The organism is Bacteroides sp. HF-162 (assembly GCF_015679285.1).
GTDB classification, from domain to species: Bacteria; Bacteroidota; Bacteroidia; order Bacteroidales; family Bacteroidaceae; genus Bacteroides; species Bacteroides uniformis.
On the sequence record NZ_CP064937.1, the window covers coordinates 1,588,879 to 1,605,595 of the forward strand.

General features: G+C 48.9%; 16 protein-coding genes and 1 riboswitch. Of the genes, 7 read left to right on the forward strand and 9 right to left on the reverse strand.

The annotated features are described in order from the left end of the window. Positions 1–1,368: a DNA repair protein RadA gene (gene radA / locus ITJ87_RS06215; protein ID WP_117966345.1), complete on the reverse strand. Its 1,368-nt coding sequence runs from the start codon at positions 1,366–1,368 to the stop codon at positions 1–3. Positions 1,369–1,488: 120 nt separating this feature from the next. On the opposite strand from radA, the gene ITJ87_RS06220 reads away from it, so the two are divergent. Then, positions 1,489–2,031, forward strand: coding sequence for a carbonic anhydrase (locus tag ITJ87_RS06220; RefSeq protein WP_117599240.1), 543 nt, complete (start codon positions 1,489–1,491; stop codon positions 2,029–2,031). A gap of 10 nt (positions 2,032–2,041) precedes the next feature. Here the strand turns inward: ITJ87_RS06220 and ITJ87_RS06225 are convergent, their stop codons facing one another. Continuing rightward, complete coding sequence (locus ITJ87_RS06225) at positions 2,042–3,079, reverse strand: asparaginase (RefSeq protein WP_117966348.1); 1,038 nt, start codon at positions 3,077–3,079, stop codon at positions 2,042–2,044. A gap of 448 nt (positions 3,080–3,527) precedes the next feature. Here ITJ87_RS06225 and thrA point away from each other — a divergent pair, with 448 nt between their 5' ends. From thrA to thrC, 3 genes are read left to right on the forward strand one after another with little or no spacing between them, the layout of a single operon-like run. Beyond that, entirely contained in the window at positions 3,528–5,960 is a 2,433-nt protein-coding gene (gene thrA, locus ITJ87_RS06230) for a bifunctional aspartate kinase/homoserine dehydrogenase I (protein WP_117966350.1), read from the forward strand. Positions 5,961–5,981: 21 nt separating this feature from the next. Further along, positions 5,982–7,232, forward strand: coding sequence for a cofactor-independent phosphoglycerate mutase (locus ITJ87_RS06235; protein ID WP_117599243.1), 1,251 nt, complete (start codon positions 5,982–5,984; stop codon positions 7,230–7,232). A gap of 6 nt (positions 7,233–7,238) precedes the next feature. Continuing rightward, positions 7,239–8,540 (forward strand): threonine synthase, encoded by a 1,302-nt coding sequence (thrC, locus tag ITJ87_RS06240; RefSeq protein ID WP_117599244.1) that lies wholly within the window; start codon positions 7,239–7,241, stop codon positions 8,538–8,540. Positions 8,541–8,981: 441 nt separating this feature from the next. On the opposite strand, the gene ITJ87_RS06250 is transcribed toward thrC, so the two are convergent. Both ITJ87_RS06250 and ITJ87_RS06255 read right to left on the reverse strand, forming a co-directional pair. After that, positions 8,982–9,305, reverse strand: coding sequence for a type II toxin-antitoxin system RelE/ParE family toxin (locus ITJ87_RS06250; RefSeq protein ID WP_117966352.1), 324 nt, complete (start codon positions 9,303–9,305; stop codon positions 8,982–8,984). Next, positions 9,290–9,457 (reverse strand): hypothetical protein, encoded by a 168-nt coding sequence (locus ITJ87_RS06255; protein ID WP_016274202.1) that lies wholly within the window; start codon positions 9,455–9,457, stop codon positions 9,290–9,292. The genes ITJ87_RS06250 and ITJ87_RS06255 overlap by 16 nt, the downstream gene beginning before the upstream one ends. 70 nt (positions 9,458–9,527) lie before the next feature. On the opposite strand from ITJ87_RS06255, the gene ITJ87_RS06260 reads away from it, so the two are divergent. Beyond that, on the forward strand, positions 9,528–10,436 hold the full coding sequence (locus ITJ87_RS06260) for a DMT family transporter (protein ID WP_117966355.1): 909 nt from the start codon (positions 9,528–9,530) through the stop codon (positions 10,434–10,436). On the opposite strand, the gene ITJ87_RS06265 is transcribed toward ITJ87_RS06260, so the two are convergent. The 3 genes from ITJ87_RS06265 to ITJ87_RS06275 are packed head-to-tail and all read right to left on the reverse strand — an operon-like array spanning position 10,396 to position 14,043. Then, a complete protein-coding gene (locus tag ITJ87_RS06265; RefSeq protein WP_117599246.1) occupies positions 10,396–11,073 on the reverse strand; it encodes a thiamine diphosphokinase in 678 nt (225 codons plus the stop codon). The genes ITJ87_RS06260 and ITJ87_RS06265 overlap by 41 nt on opposite strands. Positions 11,074–11,080: 7 nt before the next feature. After that, positions 11,081–11,731 carry a nicotinamide riboside transporter PnuC gene (gene pnuC, locus ITJ87_RS06270; protein WP_117599247.1) on the reverse strand — a complete coding sequence of 217 codons (651 nt, stop codon included), beginning with the start codon at positions 11,729–11,731 and terminating at the stop codon, positions 11,081–11,083. Further along, positions 11,731–14,043, reverse strand: a complete 2,313-nt coding sequence (locus ITJ87_RS06275) for a TonB-dependent receptor (RefSeq protein WP_117599248.1) — start codon at positions 14,041–14,043, stop codon at positions 11,731–11,733. Before ITJ87_RS06275 ends, pnuC begins: the two co-directional genes overlap by 1 nt. Before the next feature lie 33 nt (positions 14,044–14,076). Beyond that, a riboswitch (TPP riboswitch) is annotated at positions 14,077–14,173 on the reverse strand. A gap of 104 nt (positions 14,174–14,277) precedes the next feature. On the opposite strand from ITJ87_RS06275, the gene ITJ87_RS06280 reads away from it, so the two are divergent. Beyond that, a complete protein-coding gene (locus tag ITJ87_RS06280) occupies positions 14,278–15,147 on the forward strand; it encodes a mechanosensitive ion channel family protein (RefSeq protein ID WP_034528887.1) in 870 nt (289 codons plus the stop codon). Between the two features lie 127 nt (positions 15,148–15,274). Here the strand turns inward: ITJ87_RS06280 and ITJ87_RS06285 are convergent, their stop codons facing one another. After that, positions 15,275–15,517 (reverse strand): hypothetical protein, encoded by a 243-nt coding sequence (locus tag ITJ87_RS06285; RefSeq protein WP_005828479.1) that lies wholly within the window; start codon positions 15,515–15,517, stop codon positions 15,275–15,277. A gap of 129 nt (positions 15,518–15,646) precedes the next feature. Here ITJ87_RS06285 and ITJ87_RS06290 point away from each other — a divergent pair, with 129 nt between their 5' ends. Beyond that, complete coding sequence (locus tag ITJ87_RS06290; RefSeq protein ID WP_117589786.1) at positions 15,647–16,189, forward strand: hypothetical protein; 543 nt, start codon at positions 15,647–15,649, stop codon at positions 16,187–16,189. A 48-nt stretch (positions 16,190–16,237) separates the two neighbouring features. Here the strand turns inward: ITJ87_RS06290 and ITJ87_RS06295 are convergent, their stop codons facing one another. After that, positions 16,238–16,645 (reverse strand): pyridoxamine 5'-phosphate oxidase family protein, encoded by a 408-nt coding sequence (locus ITJ87_RS06295; RefSeq protein ID WP_005835009.1) that lies wholly within the window; start codon positions 16,643–16,645, stop codon positions 16,238–16,240. Positions 16,646–16,717 lie beyond the last annotated feature (72 nt).

Sequence of the window (16,717 nt, forward strand, 5' to 3'; positions counted from 1 at the left end):
TTATCCGAATAAGGCACGGAATGCTTCTTCCACCTTCCGTACCGGTATCAATTCCATTTTAATCTTCTTCGTGTTCAGTCCTTGCATATTATACTTGGGAAGTATGAATCGCTTGAATCCAAGTTTCTCTGCTTCTCCGATACGTTGCTCTATGCGGTTCACTGGGCGGATTTCACCTGACAGACCTATTTCTCCCGCCATGCACACCTCCGGCTCTATGGCCGTGTCCATGTTGCTGGAGAGGATAGAACTGATGACGGCAAGGTCTATTGCCGGGTCGTTCACTTTCAATCCGCCGGCAATGTTGAGAAAGACGTCTTTCTGTGCCAGCTTGAAGCCTACACGTTTTTCCAATACGGCCAGCAGCATATTCATGCGGCGGATGTCGAACCCTGTGGCAGAGCGTTGCGGGTTACCATATACGGCACTGCTGACCAATGCCTGCATTTCGATGAGGAACGGTCTGATGCCTTCTATCGCGGAGGCGATGGCTATGCCGCTCATACCTTCATGGTCCTGGTTCAGCAGCAGTTCGGATGGGTTGCTCACCTGGCGCAATCCATCTTGCCGCATTTCGTAAATCCCCAGTTCGGCAGTACTTCCGAAACGGTTCTTGATGCTGCGCAGGATACGGTACATGTAGTGTTGGTCGCCCTCGAACTGGAGTACGGTATCCACGATATGTTCCAGTACCTTGGGGCCGGCTATGCTTCCTTCCTTATTGATATGCCCGATGAGGATGACCGCCGTATGCGTTTCCTTGGCAAAGCGCAGGATGGAGGCGGAACATTCCCGTACCTGGGCGATGCTCCCAGGCGACGATTCAAGGGTTTCGGTAGAAATTGTCTGTATGGAGTCGATGATGACTATATCCGGGCGAATATTTTTGATGTGGACGTAAATCTGTTCCAGGGAAGTTTCGCACACGATGAGGCAGTCACTGGAGGTGCTTGTCAAGCGGTCGGCACGCAGTTTCAATTGGCGGGTGCTTTCTTCGCCGGATACATAGAGAATACGTTTTTCCGGTATGCGGAGTACGGTCTGTAGCACCAGGGTGGATTTCCCAATACCCGGTTCGCCGCCAATCAAAACAAGAGAACCTTGTACAAGACCACCACCCAGTACCCGGTTCAGCTCGGCATCATGGAGGTCGATGCGCGGTTCGTCATCGGCTACAATCTCATGGAGGGTTACGGGTTTGGCTTTGGCGGTTTCTATGCCCGATACGGGACGCTTGTTCACCACTTCTTTCCGTACCACCTCTTCCACATACGTGTTCCACATTCCGCACGACGGACACTTGCCTACCCATTTGGGAGAGTCTTGTCCGCAGTTGCTGCATACATAAACCGTCTTTTCTTTAGCCATAGTTGCGCATTCCTTCTAAAATGATTGCCCAAAGGTACAATTTTTCAATGCAGGGCTTGCAGACTCCCATAGAGTTTTTTTATTTTTGTGAGTAGAAAACAATAACATGTTATAAAAGCCATGATAGAAGATATTCTTGCATACAACAAGCGTTTTGTTGCCGAGAAGGGATATGAGAAATACATCACGAATAAATACCCGGATAAGAAGATTGCCATCCTCTCTTGTATGGATACCCGTTTGACCGCTTTACTGCCGGCGGCCTTAGGTATCAAGAACGGTGATGTGAAGATGATAAAAAATGCGGGTGGAATCATTTCACATCCGTTCGGTAGCGTCATCCGTAGTCTGATGGTGGCCATCTATGAGTTGGGAGTGACGGAAGTTATGGTTATTGCCCACTCCGATTGTGGTGCGTGCCATATGAGCAGTGCCCAGATGATAGAGCATATGAAGACCCGGGGTATCAAGCAGGAGACGATTGATATGATTCGTTTCTGCGGAGTGGATTTCGAGTCCTGGCTGTATGGGTTCGAAGATACGGAGAAATCGGTAAAAGGTACGGTGGAAGCCATTGTCAACCATCCGCTGATACCGGATGATGTCAATGTCAGCGGTTTCATAATAGATTCTGTGACGGGAGAACTGACCCCGGTGCAGTGATAGTTGTGCTTCACACGGTAATTTCCCCTGCCAGCGGTCGTCCCATCAGTTCGCGTATTTCGGCAGGTGGATAATCGTGCCCCAGAAGGAACATCAGCTTGGTTACGGCAGATTCCGTTGTGCTGTCATATCCGCAGACAACTCCTGCCTGCATCAGGTGGTAACCGGTTTCATAGCGCTCCATTTCAACGGTGCCGGCACTGCATTGGGTGACGTTGACAATGATGATGCCTTGTTCGCAGGCATCATGCAGGCGGCGTAGAAACCATTCCTTTCGGGGAGCGTTGCCGGAACCGTAGGTTTCGAGGACTACGGCCTTCAGTCCTTTAGTGGCAAGTATGGCTGCCACGACATTTTCCTGAATACCTGGAAAAAGCTTCAGTATGGCGATGTTGGTATCGAGCAGATAATGAGGCTCCAGTTCGCGGGGAGTGCCGTGTGTATGAATCTGTACATTATTATATTTAATATGTATACCGGCAGAAGCGAGTACCGGATAATTGAAGGAGCGGAAAGCATTGAAGTTTTCCGCGTTCATTTTGGTGGTACGGTTGCCGCGCATCAGGTGATTTTCGAAGAAGATGCAGACTTCGGGTACGATGGGCTGTCCGTTGGAGTGGCGGTCGGTGGCTATTTCGATGCTGGTCAGCAGGTTTTCCTTGCCGTCTGTGCGGAGCACGCCAATGGGCAGTTGCGAGCCGGTTAGGATGACGGGCTTGTTCAGCCCTTCAAGCATGAAGCTGAGTGCGGAAGCTGTGTAGGCCATGGTATCTGTGCCATGCAGAATGACGAAGCCAGTGTATTGGTCGTAGTTGTCGCTGATGATGCGTACCAGTTTGCGCCAGGCATCGGGGTCCATGTCCGAGGAATCCATGGGCGGGTCGAATTGATAAGTGTCGATACGGAACGCAAATCTCTGAAGCTCGGGAACATGTTTCTGCAACTGCTCGAAGTTGAAGCTTTCCAGGGCGCCGGTTTCTGCATTCTCTATCATTCCGATAGTTCCACCGGTGTATATTAGCAAAACGGAAGTGTTTTCTGGGTTCATGCGCACTTTTCTTTCATGTTTTCCATGCAAATATAATGATATATCTTGATAATGATAGCAAAATGTTAGAAAAGAATAAACGGATATACAGAAAAAAGGTATGGAAAGTGTGAAAGTGTAAGCCGTAAGTTGTGCATATTTCTTGCCTTTTTAAAGGCTTTCTGTATTTTTATCGCAAAAAAGTCGCAAAAAGTGATAGATTGAATGTTTTTATTGTTACTTTTGCAACACTTATCATAAATGATAGAAACAAGAGACAATGAACAAGTACTATCAGCATACAGTCACATCCATGTGGACCATGACCCTTAGGGGTTAGGGATAGTATTTTGTGTTTCTACGTGTTACACCATTTTCAAGCAGTTTTTCTATTTAATTAAAGTCAATGCAAGCCGTATCAGCTTGTTTCCGACACATTGTATCAACCATCTCAACAATATAAAGAGAAATGAAAGTAATGAAATTCGGCGGAACGTCCGTAGGTTCCGTGAACAGTATTTTGAGCGTCAAGAGAATTGTAGAAGCAGTCGATGAACCGGTTATCGTGGTAGTGTCCGCATTGGGTGGTATCACGGACAAGTTGATTAACACCTCCAGAATGGCGGCAGCCGGTGATGCTTCTTACGAGAATGAGTTCCGGGAGATTGTCTACCGTCATGTGGAAATGATTAAGGAAGTGATTCCGGCAGGCGAGGCGCAGGTTGCCTTGCAGCGCCAGATTGGCGAACTGCTTAATGAGCTGAAAGATATTTTTCAGGGTATTTATCTGATAAAGGACCTTTCGCAGAAGACGTCCGATACGATTGTGAGCTATGGCGAACGGCTTTCATCTATCATCGTGGCACAACTGACGGGAGCTGAATGGTTTGATTCGCGTAAGTTTATCAAGACGGAGAAGAAACATTCCAAGCATGTGCTGGATACGGAGCTGACAAATTCGTTGGTGCGCGAAACATTCAGCAGCCTGCCCAAACGCGTATTGGTTCCGGGGTTTATCTCCACAGACAAAATGACGGGAGAGGTAACGAACCTGGGTAGAGGTGGTTCCGACTATACAGCGGCAATCATTGCTGCCGCACTGGATGCCGACAGTCTGGAAATCTGGACGGATGTAGACGGGTTCATGACAGCTGACCCGCGTGTGATTTCCAGGGCATACACTATCAATGAATTGAGCTATGTGGAAGCTACGGAGCTTTGTAACTTCGGTGCGAAAGTGGTCTATCCTCCGACAATCTATCCGGTTTGCCACAAGAATATCCCCATTCTGGTGAAGAATACCTTCAATCCGGAGGGTGTGGGAACTGTCATCAAGCGAGAGGTTTCCGACCCGCAAAGCAAGGCCATCAAGGGTATTTCATCCATCAATGATACGAGCCTGATTACAGTGCAAGGCCTTGGTATGGTAGGTGTTATCGGTGTGAACTACCGTATCTTCAAGGCGCTGGCAAAGAATGGCATCAGTGTGTTCCTTGTGTCCCAGGCTTCTTCGGAGAATTCAACGTCTATCGGTGTGCGCAATGCGGATGCTAACCTGGCTTGCGAGGTGCTGAACGAGGAGTTTGCCAAAGAAATAGAGATGGGAGAAATTTCTCCTATTCAGGCAGAAAAGAACCTGGCTACCGTGGCCATCGTAGGCGAGAACATGAAGCATACGCCGGGTATTGCCGGAAAGCTGTTCGGTACGTTGGGGCGTAACGGTATCAATGTGATTGCTTGTGCGCAGGGTGCTTCGGAAACCAACATCTCGTTTGTAGTGGACAGCAAATCATTGCGCAAATCGCTGAATGTCATCCATGATTCTTTCTTCTTGTCGGAATATCAGGTACTGAATCTCTTTATCTGTGGCATAGGAACCGTAGGCGGTAGCCTGATAGAGCAAATCCACAGCCAGCGCCAGAAGCTGATGCAGGAGAACGGCCTGCAATTGAATGTAGTGGGCATTGCCGATGCAAACAAAGCCATGTTCAGCCGCGAAGGTTTCGATTTGGGACGTTTCCGTGAAGAACTGCAGGAGAAGGGAAAGGACAGCTCTCTGGAAACGCTGCGTAATGAGATTATCGGTATGAACATCTTTAACTCTGTCTTTGTGGACTGTACGGCAAGTGCAGGCGTGGCTTCCCTTTACAAGGACTTGCTGCTGCACAATGTTTCGGTAGTGGCTGCCAACAAGATTGCCGCTTCTTCTGAATACGAGAACTATCGTGAACTGAAACAGATTGCCCGCCAACGCGGTGTGAAGTACTTGTTTGAAACAAATGTAGGTGCCGGACTCCCCATCATCAATACCATTAACGACCTTATTCATAGCGGTGATAAGATATTGAAGATTGAAGCCGTGCTGAGCGGTACGTTGAACTATATTTTCAATAAAATCAGTGCCGACATTCCTTTCAGCAAGACCATTAAGATGGCACAGGAGGAACGTTACTCCGAACCCGATCCGCGTATCGACCTCAGCGGAAAGGATGTTATCCGCAAACTGGTGATTCTGGCACGCGAGGCCGGTTACTGTTTGGAACAGAGCGATGTTGAGAAGAACCTCTTTGTGCCCGATGACTTCTTTGAAGGCTCCCTGGATGACTTCTGGAAGAAAGTGCCGAGCCTCGATGCCGATTTCGAGGCCCGTCGCAAGGTGTTGGAAGCCGAGAACAAGCATTGGCGTTTCGTAGCCAAGCTGGAAAACGGCAAAGCATCTGTCGGCTTGCAGGAAGTCGGCGCTAACCATCCGTTTTACGGTCTGGAAGGCAGCAATAACATCATCCTGCTGACCACGGCACGTTATAAGGAATATCCGATGATGATACAAGGATACGGAGCCGGTGCGGGTGTAACGGCTGCGGGGGTATTTGCGGATATTATGAGCATTGCAAACGTTTAATCCAAATCGTAATATAAAAAGATGAAACACATCATTATATTGGGTGATGGTATGGCCGACTGGCCCGTGAAGGCTCTGGGAGGCAAAACCTTGCTGCAGGCGGCTGCAACTCCCTATATGGACAAGCTGGCACGCATGGGACGTGTGGGAAGGCTGGTGACGGTGGCCGAGGGATTTCATCCCGGCAGTGAGGTGGCGAATATGTCCGTTCTGGGCTATAACCTGCCGAAGGTGTACGAAGGCCGCGGTCCGTTGGAGGCGGCGAGCATCGGTGTGGACTTGCAGCCAGGTGAGATGGCGATGCGCTGCAATATTATCTGCATCGAGGGAGACAATATCAAGAATCATTCTGCCGGGCACATCACTACAGAGGAAGCGGATGTGTTGGTGAAATACCTTCAAGAGCATCTGGGCGACGACCGCGTGCGTTTCCATACGGGCGTGCAATACCGCCATCTGCTGGTAATAAAAGGAGGGGACAAGCGCATTGACTGTACGCCGCCCCACGATGTCCCTTTGAGGCCTTTCCGTCCGTTGATGGTGAAGCCGATGGAGGGGACGGAGAATATTTCGGTCCCCGAAGGCGGTGCAGAGCTTACTCCGAAGCAGACTGCCGATTTGATTAACGATTTGATTATCCGTTCGCAAGTGTTGCTGGAAAACCATCCGGTCAACATGAAGCGGAAGTCCGAGGGTAAGGACCCTGCCAATAGCATCTGGCCGTGGAGTCCCGGTTATCGTCCGCAGATGGAGCGCCTTTCAGACAAGTTTCCGCAGGTGAGGCGCGGCGCCGTGATTTCTGCCGTGGATTTGATTAACGGTATCGGCTACTATGCGGGGCTGCGGCGTATCACCGTAGAAGGTGCGACGGGGCTTTATGATACCAACTATGAGAATAAGGTGGCTGCCGCCCTCGATGCATTGCGGACGGATGATTTTGTCTACCTGCATATCGAAGCCAGTGATGAGGCCGGTCATGAAGGAAACGTCCCCTTGAAGATTATGACGATTGAGAATCTGGACAGCCGTGCTGTAGGTCCTATCTACGAGGCTGTGAAGGATTGGGAGGAACCCGTTGCCATCTCCGTATTGCCTGACCATCCCACTCCCTGCGAGCTCCGTACGCATACGGCCGAACCTGTTCCATTCCTCATCTGGCATCCGGGTATCGAGGCTGACGAAGTACGGACATTTGATGAAGTGGCAGCCTGTGAAGGCAGTTACGGACTGATGAAAGAAGACGAGTTTATCAATGAATTCTTTAATTTTTAATTTAATATGAAATATTATAGCACCAACAAACAAGCTTCCGAAGTCACTCTTGAAGAGGCCGTGGTAAAGGGGCTTGCCGCAGACAAGGGGCTTTTCATGCCCTTTACAATCAAAACTCTGCCACAAGAGTTTTACGATAGCATCGATACACTCAGCTTTCAGGAGATAGCCTATCGCGTGGCAGATGCTTTCTTTGGTGAGGATGTTCCTGCCGATACGCTGAAACAGATTGTTTATGACACACTCAGTTTCGATGTCCCTCTGGTCCGGGTGACGGAGAATATTTATTCGCTTGAGCTGTTCCATGGTCCGACACTTGCCTTTAAGGATGTAGGCGGTCGCTTCATGGCGCGTTTGCTGGGGTACTTTATCAAGAAAGAGGGCAAGAAGCAAGTCAATGTGCTTGTGGCTACTTCCGGTGATACGGGGAGTGCCGTTGCCAATGGTTTCCTCGGTGTGGAAGGCATACACGTCTATGTGCTCTACCCGAAGGGAAAAGTCAGTGAAATCCAGGAGAAACAGTTCACTACCTTAGGGCAGAATATCACGGCCATTGAGGTTGACGGTACGTTCGACGATTGCCAGGCTCTGGTTAAATCCGCTTTTATGGACGGGGAACTAAACGAGCACCTGCAACTGACCAGCGCCAATTCCATCAACGTGGCGCGTTTCTTGCCGCAGGCATTCTATTACTTTTATGCCTATGCTCAACTGAAACGTGCCGGTAAGGGAGACAATGCCGTCATTTGTGTACCCAGTGGTAACTTCGGCAATATCACTGCCGGCCTTTTCGGCAAGCGTATGGGACTACCCGTGGAACGCTTTATCGCTTCCAACAACCGCAATGATATCTTCTTCCAATATTTGCAGACGGGCATTTATACACCGCGTCCCAGTATCGCTACCATTGCTAACGCGATGGATGTGGGCGACCCGAGCAACTTTGCTCGCATACTCGACCTTTACGGAGGCAGCCATGCCGCCATCTCTGCCGAAATCAGCGGTGCCACTTATACCGATGAGCAGATTGCCGAAACTATGCGGGAAGTGTGGAAGAAGGACCATTACCTGCTCGACCCGCACGGAGCCTGCGGCTTCCGCGCTTTGGTCGAAGGACTGAAACTCGGTGAAACGGGCGTGTTCCTTGAAACGGCTCATCCGGCGAAGTTCAAGGATACAGTCGAGAAGATTATCGGTGAAGCCGTAGAAATACCAGCCAAGCTTCAGGCCTTTATGCGCGGTGAGAAGAAGAGCCTGCCGATGTCGAAGGATTTCGCGGACTTCAAGCAATATCTGATGCATGTATAAAGAATGGGACGTCAGTAAAGAAAAACACCGGATTGCTTGACATTGCCTTTCGGATGTTGTATCTTTGTAACTGCAATCTTAGTTCAGATTCAATTTTAAATTAGCATAAAAGGAGAGGCGTCGCTTCTCCTTTTTTGTTGTGTTCTTCCGTCACTTCATTTGCTAAACCTTAGGGTTTACTCTCCTGAACCAGTGCTTTACAGATTTAATCCTCCACTTCAGCAAGCGGAATAGCGGGCATTTGCTTGGAAAATCCCAGTGGTTTTGACGAAAAGCTCGGATGTTTCGGATGATATGTTCAGCGCCGACAGATGGTGTGTCGAGGATAAACAGATGATATGTTCGGGACGGATACATGGTTTGTTCCGGCTATATGAACGGACGATAATGCGTCTGTTCCGTTAATCTTCCATAAATCTGCTCTTGACAAGATTGGCTGCTTTATTCTGTATCGGGTTCTTCCCGGATGAGGTCTATCATGCTGCCCAACTTATGATGGTTGTTCCATAGCACAAGCACTTCTATCTTCCGGAGACTGTGCCGGTAAAGAAGCGTATAGTCGGGATGCGGGATGATGTACCGTATGTTCTCTGCTTCGGTGGGCTGTCCGATAAACGGATTCAGCGTGATGCGGTACAATGCATTTTGGAATAAGGAGTACAGAACCCCGCCACACCGTTTGTTGCCATCTCTTTCTTGCGAGGAAATCAGCAGGCCCTTCAGCGCCTCTTTGGCGAGGGGCGACCATATTATTTGTTTAGCCATGCCTTCACCTCCTTACTGATTGTGACGTCCTCTTGTCCTTCTCCCTCATCCAGTTGCCGGCAGGCTTTCTTAAGGTCATGGCGTAGCCGGGTGGAGAATGCGAGGACTTGCTTTGTTTGCTGAGACGATTGTTCTTCTTTAACTTTTGCCATAGTGTTATCTCCTTTTTCTCCTAAAACATTTCAAAGTAATGAATTGTTTGAGGGGAAAAATACGAAGCTGATGAAAGATAAGAAACTGGAAGCCAATCTCAGTATGGTTGCATCGCGCGTCATGGCGGGGTTGAATATGAATGGATTGAAATTTCTGCTCCCTTTGTGGCTGGGTGCATTGACGGGTGTCACGGTGCGTTGTGTCTTTGCTGCCGTGGCATTTTGGATAACAGGCTGGTTTGTAAAGGAGGCACCGGCCACAAGGCGGCAGCGGATAGGGCTGTTCTGCCTGGGGGCTTTCGGACTCTACGGGTTCATGTTCTGCTATCTGCTGGGCATCAGTAAGACGACTCCGGTTTCCAGTGCCATCTTCAACTCCATGCAGCCCATTTGGGTCTTTCTGATATCTGTCTTTTTCCTGCACGAAAAGGCTACGCTGATGAAGATAATCGGCATAGCGCTGGGTTTTGGCGGTGCGTTGCTGTGCATCCTTACGCAAGGCAGTGATGACCTGGCGCACGATGCGTTTACGGGCAACATGCTCTGCATGGTGAGCTCGCTGGTCTTTGCCGTTTACCTGATTGTGAGCAAGAAACTGCTGGAAGAGGTCGGGGTAGTGACGATGATGAAGTACATCTTTGGCGGTGCGGCAGTAACGGGATTGATTGTGTCGTCCATTATAGGCTGGGATGCACCCTTGCTTACGGATGCCTTGCATGGGAAGTGGCACTGGGTGCCGTGGGCGGTGTTGGCGTTTGTGCTGGTTTTCCCTACTTACCTCAGTTACTTTCTGGTTCCGGTGGGCTTGAAGTATCTCAAGACGACGGTTGTATCCATGTACAGCTATCTGATATTGGTGGTGACTACCGTTGTTTCCCTCACCTTGGGGCAAGACCGTTTCAGTTGGACGCAAGCCGCTGCCATTGCCATGATTTGTATCAGCGTGTACTTTGTTGAAGTGGCGGAAGCGAAGAAGTAGTGACGAATACCAGGTATTCCCCTTCCGCCTCGATGGTGAATTCCGTACCGGTGCATTCGTTGAGTGTGCCTTGCCACCAGTTGGTGAAGTCGCTGAGAGGATAGACCAGTCCTTTGCCATGCAGACCGTGTGCAGTGAAATTGATGATGGATACTTGCTGTCCGGGATGGCTTGGGAAGGTGCGGGTACCCCGGCAGGGGATGAAGATGCCGTAATCGGTATAGGTACGTACATCGGCTCCGGCACGGAGATAGTCGATGAGCAGGCTGATATTTCCCAGTGTATGGTCTTCACGTTTGCCCGTGGCACCGATGATGGCGATGCGGCGTTTGCCTTGCGCCAGCAGGAAGTTGACGGCTTTGGTCTGGTCGTTGGTTTCCTGGTCGCTGATACGGTGCAGGATATGTCCGAACTTCCGGCGGTTTTCATCACTGAGGGAGTCGCCGTCGCCGATGATTATGTCGGGAGTATGACCCCGGCGGATGTATTCGTTCGCTCCGCCGTCGCAGCAAACCACGTATGGCGCTTCCGCCAATATCTTCAAAGGCAGGGGACCGGCAGGATATTCCCCATTCGCTAAAACTACGGCATCAATAGTTGATAATTGCTCGTTGCTCGTTGATAGTTCGTTTTTCATATCTTTCTTAATCCCTAATCTCTAATCCTTCGTCTTTGCTCATCATCTTTCTCCATTTGAAGTAGCCAAAGATAGCTATAATTGTATAAAGGGCATATAGTCCGGCTGTAAAATCAAGTCCTTTGTAGATGTACAGTCCGGCGCTGACGGCATCTACCGCAATCCATGCCCACCATTGTTCTACATATTTCCGTGCCAGCATCCACATGCCGACGATGCTCAGTGCGGTGGTGAAGGAGTCCAGCCAGGGCACATTGCTGTCCGTGAAGTTTATCAATATCCAGGCAATGCCGAGGAAGGCGGCGGTGAATACGGCAGTAAGCGGCAGCAAGTAGCGCGTCGGCATATAGGTAATGGAAAGCTCCTGCTTTTGTTCTTCTGTTCTGTTGTTCTCTCCCCTTTGTGGGGCATCTTTCCGTTTCAAGATAGTACGTCGTAGTACAGCTCTGTACTTCCACATCATCCAGCCGTAGATGGCAGCACCCAGATAATAGATGTTGATGCCGAAATCTGCATACAACCCCGCATCATAGTAGACAAAAATATAGACGGCAGGCATAATGATGCCCGCTATCCAAAGATAAATGCTTGCCCGGTACTCCAACCAGAGGTAGAGGATCCCGGTCACAGTGCCTGTAATCTCAAGAATATGTTCCATCAGAAATTGATTGCTATATGTCCCAATACATTCGTTCCCGCCTGGGCAGCGTAGCCGGCATAGTTGTAACGGACTTTTCCTCCGTTATCGTCGAGATAGTATCCGCTGCCTGCGTATCCGTTATTCTCGTATTCTTCATTGAACAGATTATAGATGGTGCACCCTATGGTTACCGACTTTACTTTAGGCAACTTGAAGGTATAGGACAGATTCAGGTTGCTTACGAAATAAGCATCCAGCGTGCACTCCTCTTGCTTGGCGTTACTCATGTATTGCTTGCTGATATATTGTGACTGTAACGAGGCTTCGAATCCTTTGAACGTATAGCCGAAGCGGTTGTTCAGTATGAAGTCGGGAGAGAATGCGATGGGGGTATCTCCGTGTTCGATGACCCATGCTTCCGACCCTGCCTCTTCGTTTTCAAAAAGTGTCTCGGTAAAGTTCTGCACACGGTTCTTGCTGAGTGTGGCATTGATGTCCCATTGCAAGCCGCAGTCCAGTTTGATGCCAGCCATCAGTTCAATACCCGTACGGTAGCTGTCGGGCACGTTGCTGGCCATGGCTTCGCCTATCTCGTTCAGCTCTCCCGTCAGTACCAGCTGGTCTTTATAGTCCATATAGTAGAAGTTGGCACCCGCATGGAGCCATGAGTTGGCGAAGGTATATCCCAGTTCGTAGTCGAACAAGCGCTCAGCCTTGGGATGTTCGGTGAAGTAGCCGTCGGTGTAGTTGTTGCGCGTAGGCTCTTTATGGGCTACGCTGAACGAACCGTATAGGCGGTGGTTGCGGTCGATTTGCCAGGACAGTCCGGCTTTCGGGTTGAAGAAGTCGAAGTCTTCGTCGATGTCCAGCTTCTGCATTCCCGGAGTGGTGGCAGTCCAGTTGTACTTGTCGTTCAGTCCGTTTATCTTGTAGTCGATGTGGCGGTATTGCAGGTCGAGGTAGGCGCTGAGGCCGCTTACCAGTTCATAATTGGCTTTCAGATAAATATTGCCGTCATTCTTTGTGGCGTTGTTGCGGTAGTAGTCGTGGTCGGGGTTCAGTTCGCCGATATAGTTCTTTACCCAAAGCACTTTTCCAAAGTGGTCGCCGTCATAGCGATTCAGTGCACCGCCTAGCGAGGCATGCAGACGGTCGGCTTTGTAGCTTACGGAGAAGATTCCACCGCCAAACCAGTTGTCCATTGCCTTCTTGCGGATAAGGTCGCTTACTTCTACCTTGCCGCCATTGTATTCGAAAGGCGACATGCCGTACTCTGTCAACGAGCGTTCGCCTTTATATTCCTGGTAGTACCCGTCGCCTTTGGTGTAATGCAGGCCGATATTCAGATTCCATTGCGAGGTGAAATTGTGGTTGAACAGCAACTGGTAATTCTTCTGCGTATAGTTGTCGGTCTGGTCGTCATAGAAATGCAGTGCACCTCCTTCGTCCGTGAGGTAATGCTTCTCGCCGTTGTCGTCTTTATAATATTCTTTGCTGTATACATGGCCGTCCCGGTCGGTGGCGTACATGAATCCGCAGGAATTGTAACGCCGTCCGTAACGTTCCATCTCCTCCTTGCTGGCATAGTTCCATGCGTGGTAAGTGCGCTCTTTGCCGGCAAAGGTTATCAGTTTGACGGAGGTATTGTCATTGTAGTATCCTCCTTGCAGATAATAGGAGTTCAGTCCCACAGATGCCCGGTCTATATACCCGTCCGTACTGATGTTGGAGAGCCGCGCATCGAACGACCAATGATTGTTGATGAGTCCCGTTCCCACTTTCACCGTCTCCTTGTGCGTATGGAAGGAGCCGTAGGAACCGTTGAATTCTGCATAGGGTTTCATGGAGAAATCACCCGTCTGCATGTTGATGCTGGCACCGAAAGCTCCTGCACCGTTCGTTGAGGTACCAGCTCCGCGTTGCACCTGCATGTCCTTGACGGAGGAGGCGAAGTCCGGCAGGTTGACCCAGAATACCGTGTGACTCTCCGCGTCGTTGATGGGAATACCGTTGGCGGTGACGTTGATGCGTGTGCCGTCTGTTCCGCGGACTCTCAGCGTGGTGTAACCCACCCCGGCACCGGCATCGCTGGTAGTAATGGCGGAGGGTGTCATACTCAACAGATACGGCAGGTCTTGTCCGAAATTCTGTTTTTTCAGTTGTTCTTTGCCTATATTGGTGAATGCCACCGGTGTGCTGTTTGTGGCACGTGTGGAGATGACTTCCACTTCCTGCAGGTTTATCACCCGCAGGCTGTCTTGTTCTTGTGCCTGCGCACAGACACCCAGTGCTGCCGTCAGGAGGCAGACCGCCATTGCATGTCTCTTCATTTGCAATTGTTTCGTTTAGATGAATACAGAAAAGGGGAACTTTTCTTCTTTTCCCTCCGCCGGCATTACCCGGATCAGGTTAATGGGTATGATCTCAGCCCGTCGTATTAGGGCACCCCTTAGTTGAAATCGGGGCAAAGGTAGGAGTTTTCGTCGAAAGTGGCAAGTTAAGTGAACGAAACTCAGAGTTATTTGTTAATTTTGTAGCATTAATTTTAAAAAAAGAATATAGTTATGTTATCATCTTTATTCATGGCAGCCTTTGCTGCCCAAGTTGCTGACGATGGTTTCAGCAAACTGCAGATATTCCTTCAGCAATTGATAGATTGGGGCGTAAGTGCCGGTGGACGTATTATTGGAGCTGTCATCATCTTTGTGGTAGGACGGTTCTTGATTTCCTTTCTTAGGAAAATGCTGGCGAGGTTATTGGCAAAAAGACATGTGGATGCCAGTATCCAGAGCTTTGTGAAAAGTTTAGTCAATATCTTGCTGACCATTCTGCTGATTATTGCCGTTATCGGCAAATTGGGAGTGGAAACTACTTCATTTGCAGCTTTGTTGGCATCTGCCGGTGTGGCTATCGGTATGGCACTTTCCGGAAACTTGCAGAACTTTGCGGGTGGATTGATTGTACTGTTGTTCCGTCCTTTCAAGGTAGGCGACTGGATTGAAAGCCAGGGAGTGTCCGGAACGGTACGTGAGATTCAAATCTTCCATACGATTCTGACCACAGCCGACAATAAGGTAATCTATATACCTAACGGTGCGTTGAGCAGTGGTACAGTGACTAATTACAGCCGTGAGGATACGCGTCGTGTAGATTGGGTGATCGGTGTAGAATATGGTGAGAACTATGACAAGGTAGAGAGCACCGTGCGTCGTATCATCTCCGAAGACAGCCGTATCTTGAATACTCCCGAGCCGTTTGTGGCTCTTCATGCCCTGGATGCCAGCAGTGTGAATGTGGTGATTCGTGTTTGGGTGAAGAGCGGAGACTACTGGGGCGTTTATTTTGATATGAACAAGAAGATTTACTCCGTATTCAACGAGGAAGGTATCGACTTCCCATTCCCGCAGTTGACGGTGCATCAGGCGAAAGACTGAGTGGGCTACAAGTTTCAATTTATTAGCTATCAGCCACTATAAGTTACGGGCTACAAGTTGTCCTGCATTATCATACTGCAGGACAACTTGTAGCCCGTAACTTAATAGTAGTCGGTAACTCCGTAGTTTATTTATAACTTAATTCTGCCTCTATTTCTTCGCAGACATCTTGTTCCAGGTTGAGCAGCTGATTGATTTCTTTTCGTTTTTCCAAATCCGTGAAATAGCTCTCCACTACTGCATAGATGTTGAAGCCGGTTGTGGAACCCGCAGCCAAATCCAATGACTCAACCATTTTCTCTACTGCTTGATGAATGCGTTTCTTACTGATAAAATGCAGTTCATTACTATGAATTAAGCTCTTTTCCATGATATTTTCTGTTTTAGTTATTGTAGTTATAACATTCTATCAAGCAAGTTAGTTCATGTAGATTGAACAGACTTGACAGTCGACCGAACGATATTTCTTTTTATATTTGCCAAAAATATAAGCGCGGCAATGAAAGAACTGTTTATAAAAATACTCCGTTTTCTGATGTTTGTACTGGTCGTAGCTTTGGGCTGCATCGGATATAACATCTATGAAGATACGTTGGCTGCTGTGTGGATACCCGTAGGGGTAGGACTTGTGGTGGCAGTCGTTACACTTCCTCTATATAAAAAATGGATATGGCTGACAACGATGGAGCAAAAGGCAGTGAATATATTGTGTCATGTGGTGTGCGTGGGTGTCATCAGTTGTTCGCTTTTTCTGGTAGGAAATTATCAGATGGCGGCTCCTGCTTCGACAAAGGAGGTGACGGTCACCGTACTTGAGAAGCTGATAAAAGAACATGAAAAGAGACGTAAAGTAGGCAAGCATCGTTATGTGTCGGACGGAGTACGTAAGGAGTATTACTTAAAGGTGGCTTTCGAGGATGGAGCGATAGAGACCTTGCATGTTTCCACAGCCACATACAACAAAGCACGAAAAGACAAACCGAAAGTCTTGACTTTGCAGAAAGGAGCTTTCGGATTGCCGGTGATAACGAAGGGGTTATAGTTCTAATTCCCCCATGCAAGACATCAGATGAGGAACAGAATGCTCTTCTTAAAGATTTCTGCGTACAAAATGTCCGTCAATCCAAATGGTGGCATGGTGCCCTTTGAATTTCAGTAATACATAATTGGGATCTGTCGGGCCTTTGCTGAAGTGTGCGCTGAACCACTCTTGCCACATTTCCTGCTTGGTGGCTTCGTCTTCTATAATCTCCACTTCACCGGTGAGCACTACGCTGTTTCCTTTTTCCTGAAAGCACAAACCTGCTTTCGGATTGGCTGCAAACTCCTTTGTTTTAAGACTGTCTTTGCCGGTTGCCAACCATACGGTGGTGGCCCCTTCCGACTTGATGTTGCTCATTGGAACGGGGCGGGGATATCCCTCTTGGTTGATGGAAGTGATGACGACGGTTTCGCATCTTGCCAAGATTTCTGCTGCTTTCTCGATTAATGTTGCCATATTGGATGTTTTTATTGATTTGATTGCTGCAAATATAGGCATGGTAATAGGAAGAGCTATTGTAAAAAATCG